Source organism: Virgibacillus siamensis, assembly GCF_039522605.1.
Classification (GTDB): domain Bacteria; phylum Bacillota; class Bacilli; order Bacillales; family Amphibacillaceae; genus Lentibacillus; species Lentibacillus siamensis.
This window is the reverse complement of record NZ_BAAADS010000001.1, coordinates 191,219-208,724: the sequence shown is the minus strand read 5'-3', so window position 1 is coordinate 208,724 and position 17,506 is coordinate 191,219. Positions and strand designations below refer to the sequence as shown.

Genomic DNA, 17,506 nt, shown 5'->3' with positions numbered 1-17,506 from the left:
TCAAGTGGATCAGGATTTTATTTCCCGTTACGATGGGAAACTATTGCTTCGACAGGAAATTCCCCTGAACGACCCCATATTTGAACAACTTCTGCAAGACAAGTATTTTACCCCAGTATCATCTTTTCAAATAAATTTTTTTCAAAAAAAGTGCAGTCGCTGTGGCAATTATAAAAAATCATTATTAGGAAAACTTCCATGTCAAGTGTGTGGTGAACGCCATGTATACTGTCGCAAGTGTATTGAAATGGGACGTGTAATGGAATGTATGCCACTGTTTGAATGGAACGGTCCGCGTGCCGTGTGGACCACACATGAAGATGCCTGTACGTGGGACGGTGAATTAACAAAAGTTCAACATAGGGCTGCAGATCGTATAACGACAGCAATCACTGCAGAGGAACCTGAACTGCTGATATGGGCGGTGTGCGGCGCTGGGAAAACGGAGATGCTTTTTCCCGGTATTACGGAGGCACTGCGACTGGGAAAGCGAATTTGCATTGCCACCCCAAGAACGGATGTTGTCAGGGAGCTGCTGCCAAGAATACGTACTGCCTTTTCGAATGTGTATATTCAAGGAATGTATGGCGGCAGCAGGGAAAATGACGGATCCGCCCAAATGATTATTGCGACAACCCACCAGTTGTTACGCTTTAAGCATGCATTTGATGTCATTATTATTGACGAAACAGATGCATTTCCATATCATGCTGACCCATCGCTTGCATTTGCCGCTAACCGTGCCAAAAAGATAACCAGTACCACGATTTACCTCACTGCGACACCTCGTCCCGTGCACCGGAAACGGATTTTAACGAATAAACTTTCACATATTTTTGTACCTGTCAGGTTTCACGGCCATCCTTTACCGGTACCTATATTCACCATGACATTTTCACTTCAGAAGGATCTTAGGCAATCCACCATTCCCAAATCGTTTCTGGACTGGGTGAAAAAGAGGTCGGACCGGAACAGACAGCTTCTCATTTTTGTACCTACCATTTCCCTGGCTGAAAATCTCATCCCCAACCTGAAAACAGCACTCCAGGATAACAATGTAACAGCTGTGCACGCATCTGATGTGGACAGAGAAGAAAAGATAAACCGTTACAGGAACAAGCAGATCCAAACACTTGTAACGACGACAATCTTGGAACGTGGCGTTACCTTTCCTTCAGTTGATGTTGCGGTCTTGGATTCCGGACACACCGTATTTGACGAAGCAGCGCTTGTCCAGATTGCCGGGAGGGCAGGAAGAAGTCCTGCAGACCCGACCGGAGAGGTGGTGTTTTTTCATGATGGCAAAACGGAAGCAATGATGGAAGCCGTTCGATTGATTAAGAAAATGAATAAACGAGGGGGATTCAACTAACATGGACTGTTTATGGTGTGACAATGAAATTATTCCCGAAATTAACTGGACTACCCTGTTTATGCTGCCTGAGCCGGAAAAATTATGTCAATCGTGCCGGGGAAAGCTAATTGAACTGGATGGAAAACGGTGTGAAAAATGCAGCCGTCTCAGCAGTAAGTCCATTTGTGATGACTGTCGATGGTGGAAGGAGCATAAGGATCCGCTCATGTTCAATTATTCCATTTTCCAATATAACGAACGGATGCAGGAAATGGTTGCACGATGGAAATACCGTGGTGATTATTGTCTTGGCGAGGCTTTCCGTAAACAGTTTCGGAACGGGTTTCGGCAATCATTTTCTTTTTTGACTAAACAAGCAGTAGCTGTCCCAATTCCGTTAAGTCATGAGCGGCTTATGGAACGGGGGTTTAATCAGGCTGAACTGCTTTCCCGGTTTTTGCCGGTTCCAACCAGAAATGCCTTATCAAGAGTCCATGGCGAAAAACAATCCAAAAAGACCCGTTATGAACGGATAACGGCCATTAATCCATTCAGGTTATCAATGGCTGTCGACAAGCCGGTGGTTTTGGTGGATGATATTTATACAACCGGAACAACTTTGCGGCATGCTGCTTCTATTCTGAAAGATGGGGGCAGTACGGAGATCTATGCTTTGACACTCATTCGGGGCTGACTGCTGTCTAAGAATAGCGTGTTGTTGCATGAATTGATGAAAAATCGGTTTTTGCAAGGTAATGCATCTAGGAATTTTTCACTATTTTTTAAATTATTATAAATTCTGTAATGCAACAGCGGCAGCGCTTACAGCCCAAATTCGACAATTCTTGCTAAAATATGACGGAATTTTTTAACGGTTTAAGCAGGAAAAGTGACGGGAAACGTAGTATAATATACGCATAAGGATGAAAGGAGGACACAATTTATGAAGTACAACATCCGTGGTGAAAATTTAGAGGTGACAGGGGCTATACGAGACTATGTAGAAAGAAAGATTAGTAAACTGGAAAGATATTTCGATACACCACCAACTTCTGATGTACACGTAAATTTGAGTGTCTATAACGATGAACAAAGGATTGAGGTTACGATTCCAATGACAAACTTGCTATTGAGGGCAGAGGAGCAGCATATTGATTTATATGCAGCTATCGATCTCGTAGTGGATAAGTTGGAAAGACAGATTCGTAAGTACAAAACAAAAGTTAATCGTAAATTTAGACAGCAAGGTTCTCCGAAACACGTTTTTGCTGAATTGGAAAAAGAGGCAGCAACTCAGGTAGCTGAAGCGGGAGAGGACGATATTGAAATCGTCCGGACAAAACGTTTTGACTTGAAGCCAATGGACTCGGAGGAAGCGGTCATGCAGATGGATATGCTGGGCCATGCTTTCTATGTTTTTACCAATGCACTTTCCGGTGATACTAATGTGGTCTACAGACGGAAAGATGGAAGGTATGGACTGATCGAGCCCAACAGCTGATGATTTTATAAAAATAATTTGGACGGCTCCGGATTTCCGGGCCGTCTTTTGTGTGCGGGCAAGTACCGGTCTCTCCACAGCTCATACCTAGTCTTAGAGGGTGACCCAGCCTTGATTGTTTCTGCCCAGGAATCCGGATATTCCAACGGCTTGATAATTTAACCATATGGCGGGTTTCTGTTTTTATACGGAGGTGGATACAAGCTCTAGCGCAGGAATGCACTCCTTAAGTGTTGTTTTTATTAAGTATAGGTAACCGGCAGCCCCCGGTAAAGAAGACATCGCTTCTAATGCCTATGCTTTGTCATAATTTGTCGAATAAATTGCCGAATTTTAATTTTAGGTGTAAAGTTCCTTCTGAAATTCCGGGTTAATCCGGCAAAATTGAAAAACAGACCGATTTATTAATCGAAAACTGTCGAATAAATTGCCAAATAAGAAAAATGGCAATTCGCATACTTTTAACGCTTCATGGTATAACTGAATCATCAAAGCGAAAGGGGCAGATTATGTGAGTGAGATAACCAATAATGAACTTGCGAAAAGACTTCGACAGCACGAGGAAACCATAACACAACTGGTTGAAATCGTAGCTGCAACAAATCATAAGCTGGCAGAGCTGGATAAGAAGTTAAGCGAAAATACACATTCCGCTTCACTCACATAATGGATTTGCTGTTCGCTTGAATGTCTAATTTTCCACGGGTCTTCCTCTTATTTACCTCACGAAAAGGATTGTCCATCCCCCGGGCAATCCTTTTGTATTTTTCCGCCATGTCCATTCCCAATCAGTTGTCATACGTGTTTAGATGAGTTATGATTAGTGTTGGATTGTAGTAATTCACTAGGGATTTTTTAATCATATGAGGAGCGTTTTAAATGGCAGGATTACTGACAAAGATATTTGGTGATGGTACGAAAAGACAATTATCCAAACTTCAGAAGAAAGTTGATCAGATAGAAGCATTGGAAACAGATATAGAGAAATTAACAGATGAAGAACTTCGGAAAAAAACAGAAGAATTTAAAGAACGCTATGCAAATGGCGAGACCTTGGATGATTTAATGGTGGAAGCATATGCGGTAGTCCGCGAAGGCTCCAAGCGTGTGCTGGGAATGCGTCCATTTCCTGTTCAGCTGATGGGTGCGATTTCATTGCATGAAGGCAATATTGCGGAGATGAAAACAGGTGAAGGTAAAACCCTCGCCTCAACAATGCCGGCATACTTGAATGCTATTGCTGGAAAGGGCGTTCATATCATCACAGTTAATGAATATCTTGCAGACAGAGATGCGCGGGATATGGGCGAACTGTACGGGTTTCTCGGCTTAACGGTTGGTCTGAATGGAAATGGTTTGTCAAAAGAGGAAAAACGGGAAGCATATTACAGCGATATCACGTATGGTACAAATAACGAATTTGGATTTGATTACCTGAGGGATAACATGGTGCTGTACAAAGAGCAAATGGTGCAGCGTCCACTTAATTTTGCAATTATTGATGAGGTGGATTCAATCCTTATTGATGAAGCAAGAACGCCTTTAATCATTTCCGGTTCTGCACAAAAATCTGCACAAATGTATATGCAGGCCAATTCATTCGTAAGTACACTCAAACATGAAACAGATTATACGTACGATGAAAAGACAAAAGGTGTTCAATTAACAGAAGAAGGGATCAACAAAGCAGAATCATACTTTAATATTGAAAATTTGTTTAATCTTGATCATGTTTCCCTGACACACCATATTAATCAGGCATTAAAAGCACATGCATCCATGCACCGTGACACTGATTATGTTGTGCAGGAAGGCGAGGTAATTATTGTGGACCAGTTTACCGGACGTCTTATGAAAGGACGCCGTTACAGTGATGGTCTTCATCAGGCGATTGAGGCTAAGGAAGGACTGCAGATTCAGAATGAAAGTATGACGCTGGCATCGATAACCTTCCAGAACTTTTTCCGTATGTACAACAAACTCGCCGGTATGACAGGTACTGCGAAAACAGAGGAAGAAGAATTCCGTAATATTTACAATATGGACGTTGTAGCAATTCCGACGAATAAACCGATTATTCGTGATGATAGAGCGGATATGATTTATAAATCAATGGAAGGTAAGTTTCGGGCAGTTGTCGAGGATATAAAGGAAAGATATCAACATGGTCAGCCGGTTCTTGTCGGTACTGTCGCAGTGGAAACTTCCGAATTGATTTCCAATATGCTGAAAAAAGCCGGTGTGAAGCATAATGTGCTGAATGCAAAAAATCATTTTAGCGAGGCAGAAATTATCGAAAATGCTGGTCAGCCCGGTGCAGTCACAATTGCAACCAACATGGCCGGACGCGGTACCGATATTAAACTCGGTGATGGTGTAACGGGGGTGGGCGGTCTGGCTGTTATTGGTACGGAGCGGCATGAGTCCCGCCGGATTGATAATCAGCTGCGTGGACGTTCGGGGCGTCAGGGAGATCCTGGGTTGACCCAGTTCTATTTGTCCATGGAGGATGAATTGATGCGCCGCTTCGGCTCTGATAACCTGAGGTCGATGATGGAGCGGCTCGGAATGGATGATTCCCAACCGCTTGAAAGTAAAATGGTATCCAGAGCTGTCGAGTCCGCACAAAAACGTGTGGAAGGTAATAACTTTGACGCACGTAAGACAGTACTATCATATGATGATGTGCTCCGCCAACAACGGGAAATCATCTATAAACAGCGGTTTGATGTTATTGAAGAAACCGAAAATCTTCGGGAAATTATTGAAGGTATGATTTTGTCATCAATACAACGTGTAGTTGGTGTAAACACACAGGATGAACTCGATGAAAATTGGGAATTGGAATCCATCGTCGAATATGTGCGTGGAAACTTGCTTGACTATGATGATATTTCGGTTCATGACATCAAAGGTAAAGAGCCGGAAGAAATAACCGAATTGATTATGAATAAAGTAAAAGAACGTTATGATGAAAAAGAGGAAGAACTTTCACCGGAGCAAATGCGTGAGTTTGAAAAAGTTATTGTACTCCGGACGGTTGATACAAAATGGATGGATCATATTGATCAAATGGATCAGCTTCGTCAAGGTATTCATCTGCGTGCATATGGACAAACTGATCCATTGCAGGAATATCAGGCAGAAGGATTCCACATGTTTGAAGAGATGGTTGTTGCGATTGAAGAAGAGGTTGCCAAATACGTGATGAAAGCGCAAATTCGTGAAAACTTGCAGCGCCAGGAAGTCGCGAAAAATACACAAGCTGTTTCCGGTGATCAGGAGGAAAAGAAAAAAACCCGCAAACCATATGTCAAAACTGAAAATACCGGAAGAAATGATCCTTGTCCATGCGGAAGCGGTAAAAAATATAAAAATTGTCATGGTAAATAACCTTTTACAAACAATTAATTTTGTGATTAACCAGGCCATCGCTGATGAGAAATGCTGATGGCCGGTTTTCTGATTAGAAAAGAATTATTCGTATTTTTAAAGGAGTGGTGCATAATGGATCTCACAGAAATCAGCCAGCAACTGGAACATATGGAAGCACGAATCGACGACTTCAGGGGGTCTCTTTGACTTAGATGTTAAAAAAGAGCGAATCAAAGAACTGGAACTCAAAATGGCCTCACCCGGATTCTGGGATGACCAGGATACTGCTCAGAAGGTAATCGGCGAAGTAAATGGACTGAAAGAGTATGTCGTTAATTTTGAAAATCTTGTGGATCAGCTCGATAACCTCCATGTTTCCTATGAACTTGTGAAGGAAGAAAATGATCAGGAATTGTTTGCCGAGCTGGAAGCAGATGTGAAATCGCTGAAAAAGGATATTGAAAATTTTGAATTGCAAATGCTTTTAAATGAACCATATGATGCCAATAACGCAATCCTTGAATTACACCCCGGCGCTGGGGGTACAGAATCTCAGGATTGGGCGAGCATGCTTCTGCGAATGTATCAACGTTGGGCGGACAGTAAGGATTTTACAGTGGAGACACTTGATTATCAGCCAGGTGATGACGCGGGAGTAAAAAGTGTAACATTGTTAATAAAAGGGCATAATGCGTATGGTAATCTGAAGGCTGAAAAAGGTGTGCACCGGCTTGTTCGAATTTCACCGTTCGACTCTTCCGGAAGGCGTCATACATCATTCACATCATGTGATGTTATGCCGGAGATGAATGATGATGTCGATATTGAAATCAAGTCAGAAGATATAAAAATCGACACATATCGGTCGAGCGGTGCCGGTGGACAGCATGTCAATACGACTGATTCTGCGGTTCGGATGACTCATTTGCCGACAAAAGTCGTTGTTACCTGCCAATCAGAGCGATCCCAGATTCAAAATCGTGAGCGTGCAATGAAGATGATGAAATCTAAATTATACCAGTTGGAACTGGAACGTCAGCGTGAAGAAGTCGCTGCACTCAGGGGTGAACAGAAGGAAATTGGCTGGGGCAGTCAAATTCGATCCTATGTATTCCACCCCTACACAATGGTTAAGGATCATCGTACAAACGTTGAGGCAGGTAATGCCCAAGGAGTTATCGATGGTGATTTGGATCCCTTTATTGATGCATACTTGCGTGCGCACATGAATTAAAACTTAGCAGTGCCGCCGTTTGCCGGTCTGAAACTTTTCGGTAATTTGACACAAATAGCTTTATCCCTGAACACCCCAGCATTCACATGATGCAGAAGGTTAAATTTACCAATGTTAGCCGTTTTAAAATATTGCAGTTCGGTTATACTAGTTATGAATAATCCACATTTTATGTTAGGGGGATTGAAGGATGAAGAAATTATTAGCTACAGTTCTTTTCGGGACAGCGCTTGTGCTCGGTGCATGTGGCGGTGGCGGCGGGGACGAAGGTTCCTCAGGCGGATCTTCTGACAGCGGCGGTGGTACAACTGATACTGCTTCGGCTGACCAAATTTTTCAGAACAATTGCGCCCAATGCCACGGGTCAGATTTGTCCGGTGGAATGGGACCTAATTTGACGAAAATTGGTTCCAAGTATTCCGCTGACGAGATAACTGATATTATTAAAAACGGTAAAGGCCAGATGCCTCCTCAAAAGCAGGTCTCAAAAGAGGATAGACAAACAGTAGCCCAGTGGCTTTCCAAGAAAAAATAAGGATACTTAATCCGGAGTCCGGAACACTTCCGTTTAGTTCAGTGTTGCGGGCTTTTCTTTTGGCAATTTTACTCCCATTTCAGCTTCCCTTTGAATAAAGAAGCCTCAAAAACTCAAAATAAATGTTGATTATTGTCGCAGTAACAAATAAAAAAGCGGCAAAATAGCAGACATTACCCGTGTTCGACCTCCAGAAATAACAAACATACGACAATATATTACAAAATTATAGTCGTTGTACATAATTTGAAATAAAAACGTAATATAAATAAGTCTAAATTTCGTGCGGAAAAATGTTATAATTACTATTAATTCTTTATAAAAACAGGTATTTTTGCACAGGAAAAAAGGCTTCAGTTTTATGGAAGCTTGCAGGGGAGAATTACCATCATGATTCGACAACAAATACGAGTAAAGGTGATACATTCATGATAAATATGAAAGACGTTTACAAAACGTATTCCAATGGTGTTACGGCGCTGAATGGGATAAATATAGATATCGACCAAGGAGAGTTTGTTTACATAGTCGGCCCCAGTGGTGCTGGAAAATCCACACTTGTCAAACTGATGTACCGCGAAGTAAAGCCCTCAGACGGAACGATTATCATCAACGGAACGGATGTCAAAACGATTAAAGAACGAAAAGTTCCCTTTTTGCGCAGGCAGATAGGGGTCGTTTTCCAGGACTTTAAATTGCTTCCGAAACTATCAGTCTATGAAAATATTGCTTTTGCGCTTGAGGTAATAGAAGAGCAGCCACGAAATATCCGAAAACGGGTTATGGATGTTTTGGAACTTGTTGGCTTGAAGAATAAGGCACGGTTTATCCCCGATGAATTGTCAGGGGGAGAACAGCAGCGGGTTTCCATTGCACGTGCAATTGTTAACCACCCTAAAATTGTAATTGCAGATGAGCCGACAGGAAACCTTGACCCGGAAACATCATGGGGAATTATGCGTACCTTTGAAGAGGTAAACGCCCGGGGTACGACAGTTATTATGGCCACACACAGCAAAGAAATTGTTAACACCATTAAGAAACGTGTGATCGCTGTTGAAGACGGTTTGATTGTACGTGATGAACAGCGGGGTGAGTACGGCTATGAAGTTTAGGACACTAAGGCGTCATTTCAGGGAAGGAGCCAAAAACATCTTCCGCAACGGTTGGATGACAGTGGCTTCAGTTGGAGCGGTAACAACAACTCTTATTCTTGTTGGTGCGTTTCTCGCATTGATGCTGAACCTGAATAATATAGCCGATAACATAGAAGAAGATGTAAAAATTGAAACGTTGGTTGATTTGACGGCAAATGAGGATCAGATTAAGGAGCTTGGACAGCAAATTGAGGATATTGATGAAGTAGGCAGCGTCAAGTTTTCATCAAAAGACCAGCAGCTTCAGAACCTTATTGAAAGCATGGGTGAAGAAGGTGATGCATGGGGGCTGTTCAAACAGGACAATCCGTTAAACCATGCTTATATTGTCCAGGCAGAGGATCCGGCAGATACAATGGCTGTCGCGAAAAAAATCAAATCTTTTGATAATGTGTATGAGGTTAATTACGGAAAAGATGTTGTGCAGCGTTTGTTTCAATTTAATGATTATGCCCGCAATATCGGATTGATTTTAATTGCAGGTCTGGTATTTACTGCAATATTCCTGATTTCAAACACGATTAAATTGACGATAATGGCCCGGAGTACCGAAATCGGTATTATGAAATTGGTAGGCGCCACTAACGGTTTCATCAGATGGCCGTTCTTCATTGAAGGATTGCTGCTTGGAGTACTTGGTTCGGTTCTGCCGATAGCAGCTGTACTGACAGGGTATTATTATTTGGTGAACAATGTAAGCGAGCAAATAACGTATAATTTTGTGACGATATTGCCATTTAATCCGTTCGCATGGCAGCTTGCACTGATCATCCTTGCAATTGGAGCATTTATCGGAGTTTGGGGCAGTGTAATGAGTGTCCGTAAATTCCTGAAAGTCTGACACTGCCATTAACAGAAAAAATGTACTAGTCACACAGAGGGAAAGGGGAACGAGCATGAAGAAAATAGTTTCATTTACCATAATGGCTGTCCTCATCATGGGGGCAGCAGTTATGAATGGGGATTATGTATCGGCAGCATCCGTTGACGGCTTAAATGATAAGATCAACGAATTGGAGAAAAAGAAGGATAAAATAGACGAGAAGCAAGGTAAATTGAGCGATAAACAGAAAAACACTGAAGAAAAGATGGCCAAAAACAAGGACAAGCAGGCGAAAGTTAACAATGAAATCAATTCGATTGATCAAAAGTTAACAAAGACCCGAAACAAGATTCAGGCGAAGGAAAGCGAAATCACAGAAACGAATCAGGAAATTGAAAGTTTAACCGGCCAAATCAAATCGATGAAGAAGAAAATTGAAAACCTGAAAAAAGAAATAAAAGTGTTAAAAGAACGCATTGAACAAAGAGAAAAGCTATTGAAAGACCGTCTTCGGGCGATTCAGTCAAATGGCGGCAGCATGAGGTACATAGAGGTTATTCTTGGTTCACAAAGTTTTGGTGACTTCATAAGCAGGTCGACCGCCGTTAATACAATAATGGATCAGGATGAAGATATTATGCAGACACATATGGCGGAGAAACGAGAAGTTCAGAACAAAAAATCTGAAGTTGTGAACAAAAAGAAGCAAATCGAACAAAAGAAAAAAGAAGTGGAACAGAAAAAAGCTTCCCTTCAAAATCAAAAACAGGATCTGGAGTCTTTAACATCCAAGCTGAACAACCAAATGTCAGAAAAAGAGCAATTGATGGGTGAACTGAAAGAAGAACATCAGAAGATGGAAAAGTACAAGATGAGCGTGGCTGAAAAGCAGCAGGCACTGAGTGATCAGGCAGCTGTCATTGCAGAAGCCAAAGAAAAAGCATCAAGTGAAAAAGAACGCCTGAAACAACTTGCCGAAAAAAGAGAGCGTGAAGCAAAACAACAAAAAGAGAACAGCAGCTCAACGTCAGGTTCTGGGTCAGCTGCCCCGTCCTCATCTGGCGGTGCATCTACAGCCAGCTCAGGCGGCAGCGGAATATTCATTTGGCCAGCATCCGGAAGCGTATCATCCGGTTATGGCGGCAGAGATTTAGGATATCACTATGGTATTGATTTAGCCCCAGGGTATGGTGCACCCGTTCACGCTGCAGCCAGCGGAGTTGTAACAAGATCCGCAGTTTCCAGCAGTTACGGAAATGTTATTTATATTTACCACCCGCAATATGACAAATCAACGGTTTATGCACATTTGTCGAGCAGATCGGTGAGCCTTGGACAATCTGTTTCAACCGGTCAGACAATCGGTGCAGTCGGCAATACTGGTAATTCATATGGTGCACACCTTCATTTTGAAGTTCATGAAGGACCTTGGAATTATCACAGCGGTATCAATCCGTTTCCTTACTTGCCGTAAATTAAATGAATGTATTTGCAATTTGCATGCATAAACTATAATATTAAAGGCATCGCACATTACGGTGTGATGCCTTTTCCGTATTATTGGCGGTAATCGCCACTTAACACTTTTGATGTAGGGGTGAAACGATGAATCTCCGTAAACAGCACATCGTAATTATTTTATTTGCTGCGCTCGTTCTGGGGTTTGCCGGGGCTTATTTTGGAGTCCAACTTGCAGATGATCAGACGCCTGATTCAGCTGTTCAGGACTCGGGTAATACATCCGATTCCTCTAATAAACAGCAGGGTAATCTAATGGGGAACATGAACAAAGTTTCCAATGCTTACAATTTAATAAAAGAAAATTATCTGCATGATGTCTCGGACAAGCAGCTGGTGGAAGGTGCTATTCAGGGCATGCTCAAATCATTGGACGATCCATACAGTACATATATGGATGCTGAGACAATGGAGCAATTTAACAATACAATCGAATCCTCGTTTGAGGGAATTGGTGCCGAAGTCAGTGTGGTAAACGGTAAAGTAAATATCGTGGCACCAATAAAAGATTCTCCTGCGGAAGAAGCAGGATTGCGGCCAAATGATAAAATCCTCAGTGTCGACGGAAAAAGTGTTGTCGGAATGGATTTGTTTGAGGCGGTTGAACTGATCCGCGGCGAAAAGGGCTCAGAGGTTGTCCTGGAAGTTCAGCGTGCGGGAGTTGAGGATCCATTCAAGGTAACAATTGTGCGTGATGACATTCCGCTTGAAACCGTATATTCAAAAGTGAAAAAAATCAACGGCAAGAAAACAGGTGTCATCGAGATCACCTCGTTTTCTGAAAATACGGCCAAGCATTTCTCCAAGCAACTGAAAGAACTTGAGAAAAAGGAAATTGAAGGACTTGTCATCGATGTACGTGGTAATCCGGGTGGACTGCTGAAGGCGGTTGAAGGAATCCTGAAGAACTTTATTCCTGAAGACATGCCAATGGTTCAAATTGAAAATCAACAAGGAAAAAAAGACAAAGCTTTTTCGGAACTTAATGAGAAAAAGCCCTATCCAATCAGCGTCGTTATTAACGAGGGAAGTGCATCCGCATCTGAAATCTTGGCGGTTGCCATGAAGGAAGCAGGATATGAGGTTGTCGGTGTGACAAGCTTTGGTAAAGGGACTGTCCAACAGGCAGTACCACTGGGAGATGGAAGTACGGTAAAGCTTACGTTCTTCAAATGGCTTTCACCAAAAGGTAATTGGATCCATGAGAAAGGTGTTAAGCCGACTATAAAGGTAAAACAGCCGGACTATTATTTCACCAATCCGGTTCAGATAAAGGAGCCGATCACCTATAATCACACTGGAGACAAAGTGAAAAATATCCAGATTATGCTGAAAGGACTTGGGTATAATCCAGGGAGAACGGATGGCTATTTTAATAAAGAAACGGAAGAAGCCATTAAAAAGTTTCAGCAGGAAAATGAGTTGAATGTGACCGGAAAAATTAATGCAAAAACAGCTGGTAAGATTGAAACAGCCATTGTTGAAAAAATCAGGAATGGAAAAGAAGACCAGCAAATGGAAAAGGCTTTGCACGTACTATATAAATAATAATATCCGCGGGTACTCCCGCGGATTTCCTGTCAGATAAGGAAAACTTCGGCACTCGCTAAACGAGGCAAATGCCAAGTTTTTCTAAGCAGATAAGTAAGTGCAGCTAAGGCTGTCACCTAAAGGCTTGGTGACAACCAAGTTTTCTAATAACGAAAGCAGGAAAAACTCGACAAATATCGAATATTCTTGTATGTGGAATAGGGCATTGACAATTGTGGAAGGTGATCACATGGCAGAATCTTGGATAACTGAATTAGCTAAAGGAATTGGAAAACTGTTTTTAAATCCGCTTCTTTACTGGATTGTTTTACTGGTATTCCTTGCCGGGGTAAAACGGATCCGAAAAGAAAGGCGTAATTTTGGATTTAAGCTGTTTGATGTGTTTTCGGAATGGAACAAAACCTGGGCTGTCGGTTTGCTCACCGGCCTTATTTTATCTCTCATTTTTCTTGGTGCCGGGGTTGTTTTTTCTCGTGAAACCATTCTCGTAGTAAGCGGTCTTGCGATTATACTTAGTATTACATTACGATTTACGCTGCTGTCTGCAAGTTATACGATTGGCATTGGTTACTTGATCCTGCTTGTGCTGTCATTTATATTGACAGATCAGTATGGATTTGATGGCAGTTTGTTTACGAAGACCAATTTTACTGGGCTGGTATTTTTACTTACCGTCCTGCTGATTGCAGAGGCTGTACTGACAAAACGCGTCCAAAATAGTACAACTTTCCCTGATCTGATTGCAGGTCGGCGCGGTATGCTGACTGGCGTTCATCATATTAGGAAGTTAAGTGTTATTCCGTTCTTTGTGCTTGTTCCATCAGGGCTAATAACATCATTTGTTCCATTTTGGCCTTATTTTTCCATGAACGGAGAAACGTATAGTCTGATGCTTGTCCCACTCCTGATCGGATTTGACTATACGGTAAAAGGCAGCCTGCCGGATGAAGCTGCTGCCCGAATTTCCAAGTCGATGTTTACGCTGAGTGGAATGATCCTTCTTTTGGCAGTGGGTAGTATATTTATTCAGTGGCTGTCGATTGTGGCAATTGTACTCGGCATTATTGGAAAAGAATTTATTTCTTACAGACACAGGGCATTGGAAAATAAACGTCATGCATACTTCAGCCGTCAGCAGAAAGGGTTCAAAGTATTGGGGGTTGTCCCGGATTCGCCTGCAGAACGGTTGGGATTAGTAGTTGGCGATTCAGTTGTTAAAGTGAACGGGCAGCCGGTTCATAGCCTGAATGATTTTTATTTTGCATTGCAGCAGAATACATTTTTCAAACTTGACATTGTGGATCGAAATAATGAGGTCAGGTTTGTGCAAAGTGCTCTATACGAGGGAGATCATCATGAACTGGGCATCGTGACAACGACATTCCGGAATTATGAAACGGAGCAAGGAATTACTAAATAGGGAAGAGGCTAGAAGGTGCCTCTTACTTATTGCTTAAGTGCAATTAAGGTTGTCACCTGAAGGTTTGGTGACAACCAAGTTTTCTGACCTTTTTTTATTATTTCACGTTCACTTCGAACACATTATGATAATGAATTTCGTCTTTTTTAACATGGACTTTTATTTGGTAGTTCCCTTTATTTTTAAAGGTTGTTTTGGCTTCGTACCTTCCGGAAGACGTTTCTTCCATATTAACCCATTCGTGTTTCTTACTATTTTTTTGCCAGATTTCCATCGTAACGGATGCGTCCGATAATGGTTCGTGTTTAGTTGAAACGTTTGCTGTAAACGCTGCTTCCTCACCTTTAGTGATTTTTTCCGGCGGTTGAAATTCTACTTTTGTTTGGGAATGGTGGCGATTATGTTCCTTTTTGGTAGTATCTTTCTTCTTCGCATTACCAATATTTATTTTCGCTTTTGGCATCGTGTGCATTTGTCTGGCGGTAACATGTGATTGAACATAGTAGATTCCTTTTTGGTCAAAAGTCTTTTTAACGATGTATATACCGTTTTTCGTGTGTTTCGCCTTTACCATCTCACTGTTACTTTTTGAGCCTTCCTGCCAGATTTCAAATTTTACCTCGTCGGCATCATTTACAGCTTTTTCATTCTGGGTAACCGTTACTTTAAATGTTATTTTCTTTCCAGGCTCAGCTCGTTTCGGCACTTGCAGATCGGCCTGTATCGGCTGAACAACTTCATCACTGGAGTTGCTGGTATTATTCGTCTGCCCGCACGCTGCAAGTACTACAGCAGTTAGAATCAACAATATTATCTTTTTCATAATCTTCGTCCTTTCCAATGCCTTTCTAGTCCGATTATAAGCGAGATGAATAGGTGATAGCAATCAGTTCTATGTATTCTTTTTGACGGATTTATGTCCAGAAGAAATGGGAAGAATGCTTATATGGAAGGGTCAAGCATATTAATCGAATATTTGTTCGTTAATCTGTTAAAATAATAATAAAACTATGGTAAACTAGTATGTAGATCGATGAACGGAGGATTGCCCTGTGAAAAATCAATTTGATCTGGTGGCACAGTATGAGCCAAGTGGAGATCAGCCAAAAGCGATAAAGGAACTGGTAGATAAAGTAAAGGCCGGACAGCGGCATCAGACATTGCTTGGTGCAACCGGGACAGGTAAAACGTTTACTGTTTCAAATGTGGTTACAGAAATCAACCGCCCCACACTTGTAATTGCTCATAATAAAACGCTGGCTGGACAGCTCTACAGTGAGTTTAAAGAATATTTCCCGAACAATGCAGTGGAATATTTTGTCAGTTATTATGACTATTATCAGCCGGAAGCGTATGTGCCTTCAACCGACACTTTTATTGAAAAAGACGCAAGCATTAATGATGAAATCGATAAATTACGGCACTCTGCGACATCAGCACTGTTTGAACGCCGTGATGTGCTGATCGTAGCAAGTGTTTCATGCATATACGGTTTGGGTTCACCTGAAGACTATGAAAGTCAGGTGCTGTCATTAAGAATGGGCATGGAAAAAGATCGTGATCAGTTACTGAGAGACCTTGTTGATATTCAGTACGCACGGAATGATATCAATTTTCAGCGTGGAACCTTTCGTGTACGGGGTGACTCTGTTGAGGTTATTCCTGCTTCAAAAGAGGAACACTGTATGCGTATCGAGTTTTTTGGTGATGAAATTGATCGGATCCGTGAAGTCGATGCTCTGACCGGGGAAATTGTCGGAGATCGTGAACATGTGGCTATTTTCCCGGCTTCACACTTTGTTACCCGTGAAGAAAAATTAAAAAAAGCAATTAAAAATATCGAGCAGGAATTAGAGGATCGTCTGAAACAGCTGCGGGATGAAAATAAACTTCTTGAAGCACAGCGGCTGGAACAACGGACGAACTATGATATTGAAATGATGCATGAAATGGGTTTTTGTTCCGGAATTGAAAATTATTCGAGGCATCTTACATTCCGTGCACCGGGCTCAATGCCGTATACGCTGCTTGATTATTTTCCTGATGACTTTCTTGTCGTTGTTGATGAGTCACATGTTACCCTGCCACAAGTGCGGGGTATGTACAATGGGGATAAGGCGCGGAAACAGGTGCTTGTTGACCATGGATTCCGTTTGCCGTCAGCGCTTGATAACCGCCCCCTTACATTTGGGGAGTTTGAAACCGTAACGAATCAGCTGATTTATGTTTCAGCAACACCCGGACCATATGAAAATGAACATGCTCCGGATGTGACGGAACAGATTATCCGGCCGACCGGTCTGCTTGATCCGAAAATTGATGTTCGGCCTATAGAAGGACAGATTGATAATCTTATTGACGAAATCAACACACGATCCAAACGAAATGAACGTGTGCTTGTAACAACGCTGACGAAAAAAATGTCCGAGGATCTTACCGATTATTTGAAAGAAATAGGCTTCAAAGTTGCATACCTTCATTCCGAAATTAAGACACTTGAACGAATCGAGGTTATCCGGGATTTGCGGGTCGGTAAATATGATGTTCTCGTAGGTATTAACCTGTTGCGTGAAGGGCTTGATATTCCTGAAGTCTCGCTTGTTGCAATTTTAGACGCTGATAAGGAAGGCTTTTTGCGGTCTGAACGGTCACTGATTCAGACAATGGGCAGGGCTGCACGAAATGAAAACGGTGAAGTGGTGATGTATGCAGACCGCATAACGAATTCGATGCAGGTAGCGATCGATGAAACGAATCGCCGCCGCGAAAAACAGATGGCTTACAATGAAGAACATAATATAACGCCAACGACCATCAAGAAGGATGTTCGTGATGTTATTCGCGCAACGGTCGCGGCAGAGGATACCGAAGAATATGAAGGAAAATCTGCCAGCCTTACCAATTTGTCAAAATCGGAGAAAGCAAAAACGATAGAAAATATGGAAAAAGAAATGAAGGATGCTGCCAAAGCGCTTGATTTTGAAAAGGCGGCGGAACTTCGTGATATACTACTTGAATTGAAAGCAGAAGGATGATAA

The 17,506-nt window shown here is 42.1% G+C and carries 14 protein-coding genes; 13 read left to right on the top strand and 1 reads right to left on the bottom strand.

What is annotated here, in order from left to right:
- Positions 1 to 247: 247 nt before the first annotated feature.
- The 12 genes from ABD010_RS01070 to ABD010_RS01015 all read left to right on the top strand — a co-directional run bounded on the left by ABD010_RS01070 (position 248) and on the right by ABD010_RS01015 (position 14,468).
- Positions 248 to 1,372, top strand: coding sequence for an ATP-dependent helicase ComFA (locus ABD010_RS01070; RefSeq protein ID WP_343809473.1), 1,125 nt, complete (start codon positions 248 to 250; stop codon positions 1,370 to 1,372).
- Between the two features lies 1 nt (position 1,373).
- Positions 1,374 to 2,048 (top strand): ComFC family protein, encoded by a 675-nt coding sequence (locus ABD010_RS01065; protein WP_343809470.1) that lies wholly within the window; start codon positions 1,374 to 1,376, stop codon positions 2,046 to 2,048.
- Between the two features lie 249 nt (positions 2,049 to 2,297).
- Complete coding sequence (hpf, locus tag ABD010_RS01060) at positions 2,298 to 2,855, top strand: ribosome hibernation-promoting factor, HPF/YfiA family (RefSeq protein ID WP_343809467.1); 558 nt, start codon at positions 2,298 to 2,300, stop codon at positions 2,853 to 2,855.
- 511 nt (positions 2,856 to 3,366) lie between these two features.
- Positions 3,367 to 3,522, top strand: coding sequence for a hypothetical protein (locus tag ABD010_RS01055; RefSeq protein WP_343809465.1), 156 nt, complete (start codon positions 3,367 to 3,369; stop codon positions 3,520 to 3,522).
- Positions 3,523 to 3,734: 212 nt separating this feature from the next.
- The gene (gene secA, locus ABD010_RS01050) at positions 3,735 to 6,248 is read left to right on the top strand and encodes a preprotein translocase subunit SecA (RefSeq protein WP_343809463.1); all 2,514 of its coding nucleotides are present in this window, start codon (positions 3,735 to 3,737) and stop codon (positions 6,246 to 6,248) included.
- A gap of 114 nt (positions 6,249 to 6,362) precedes the next feature.
- Positions 6,363 to 7,464, top strand: a protein-coding gene (prfB, locus tag ABD010_RS01045; RefSeq protein WP_343809461.1) for a peptide chain release factor 2 whose coding sequence is annotated in 2 segments (ribosomal slippage) — positions 6,363 to 6,434 and positions 6,436 to 7,464 — 1,101 coding nt in all. Because the reading frame shifts where the segments join, the coding sequence is not laid out codon by codon here.
- Positions 7,465 to 7,654: 190 nt separating this feature from the next.
- A complete protein-coding gene (gene cccB / locus ABD010_RS01040) occupies positions 7,655 to 7,999 on the top strand; it encodes a cytochrome c551 (RefSeq protein WP_343809459.1) in 345 nt (114 codons plus the stop codon).
- A gap of 428 nt (positions 8,000 to 8,427) precedes the next feature.
- The gene (ftsE, locus tag ABD010_RS01035; protein WP_343809457.1) at positions 8,428 to 9,114 is read left to right on the top strand and encodes a cell division ATP-binding protein FtsE; all 687 of its coding nucleotides are present in this window, start codon (positions 8,428 to 8,430) and stop codon (positions 9,112 to 9,114) included.
- Entirely contained in the window at positions 9,104 to 9,997 is an 894-nt protein-coding gene (ftsX, locus tag ABD010_RS01030; protein ID WP_343809454.1) for a permease-like cell division protein FtsX, read from the top strand. The genes ftsE and ftsX overlap by 11 nt, the downstream gene beginning before the upstream one ends.
- A gap of 55 nt (positions 9,998 to 10,052) precedes the next feature.
- The gene (locus tag ABD010_RS01025) at positions 10,053 to 11,453 is read left to right on the top strand and encodes a murein hydrolase activator EnvC family protein (protein ID WP_343809453.1); all 1,401 of its coding nucleotides are present in this window, start codon (positions 10,053 to 10,055) and stop codon (positions 11,451 to 11,453) included.
- Between the two features lie 131 nt (positions 11,454 to 11,584).
- Positions 11,585 to 13,045 (top strand): S41 family peptidase, encoded by a 1,461-nt coding sequence (locus ABD010_RS01020; protein WP_343809451.1) that lies wholly within the window; start codon positions 11,585 to 11,587, stop codon positions 13,043 to 13,045.
- 232 nt (positions 13,046 to 13,277) lie between these two features.
- The gene (locus ABD010_RS01015; protein ID WP_343809449.1) at positions 13,278 to 14,468 is read left to right on the top strand and encodes a PDZ domain-containing protein; all 1,191 of its coding nucleotides are present in this window, start codon (positions 13,278 to 13,280) and stop codon (positions 14,466 to 14,468) included.
- A 97-nt stretch (positions 14,469 to 14,565) separates the two neighbouring features.
- Here ABD010_RS01015 and ABD010_RS01010 read toward each other — a convergent pair whose 3' ends face one another.
- Complete coding sequence (locus tag ABD010_RS01010) at positions 14,566 to 15,291, bottom strand: FixH family protein (RefSeq protein ID WP_343809447.1); 726 nt, start codon at positions 15,289 to 15,291, stop codon at positions 14,566 to 14,568.
- A 229-nt stretch (positions 15,292 to 15,520) separates the two neighbouring features.
- Here ABD010_RS01010 and uvrB point away from each other — a divergent pair, with 229 nt between their 5' ends.
- Positions 15,521 to 17,503, top strand: coding sequence for an excinuclease ABC subunit UvrB (gene uvrB, locus ABD010_RS01005; protein ID WP_343809445.1), 1,983 nt, complete (start codon positions 15,521 to 15,523; stop codon positions 17,501 to 17,503).
- Positions 17,504 to 17,506: the final 3 nt, after the last annotated feature.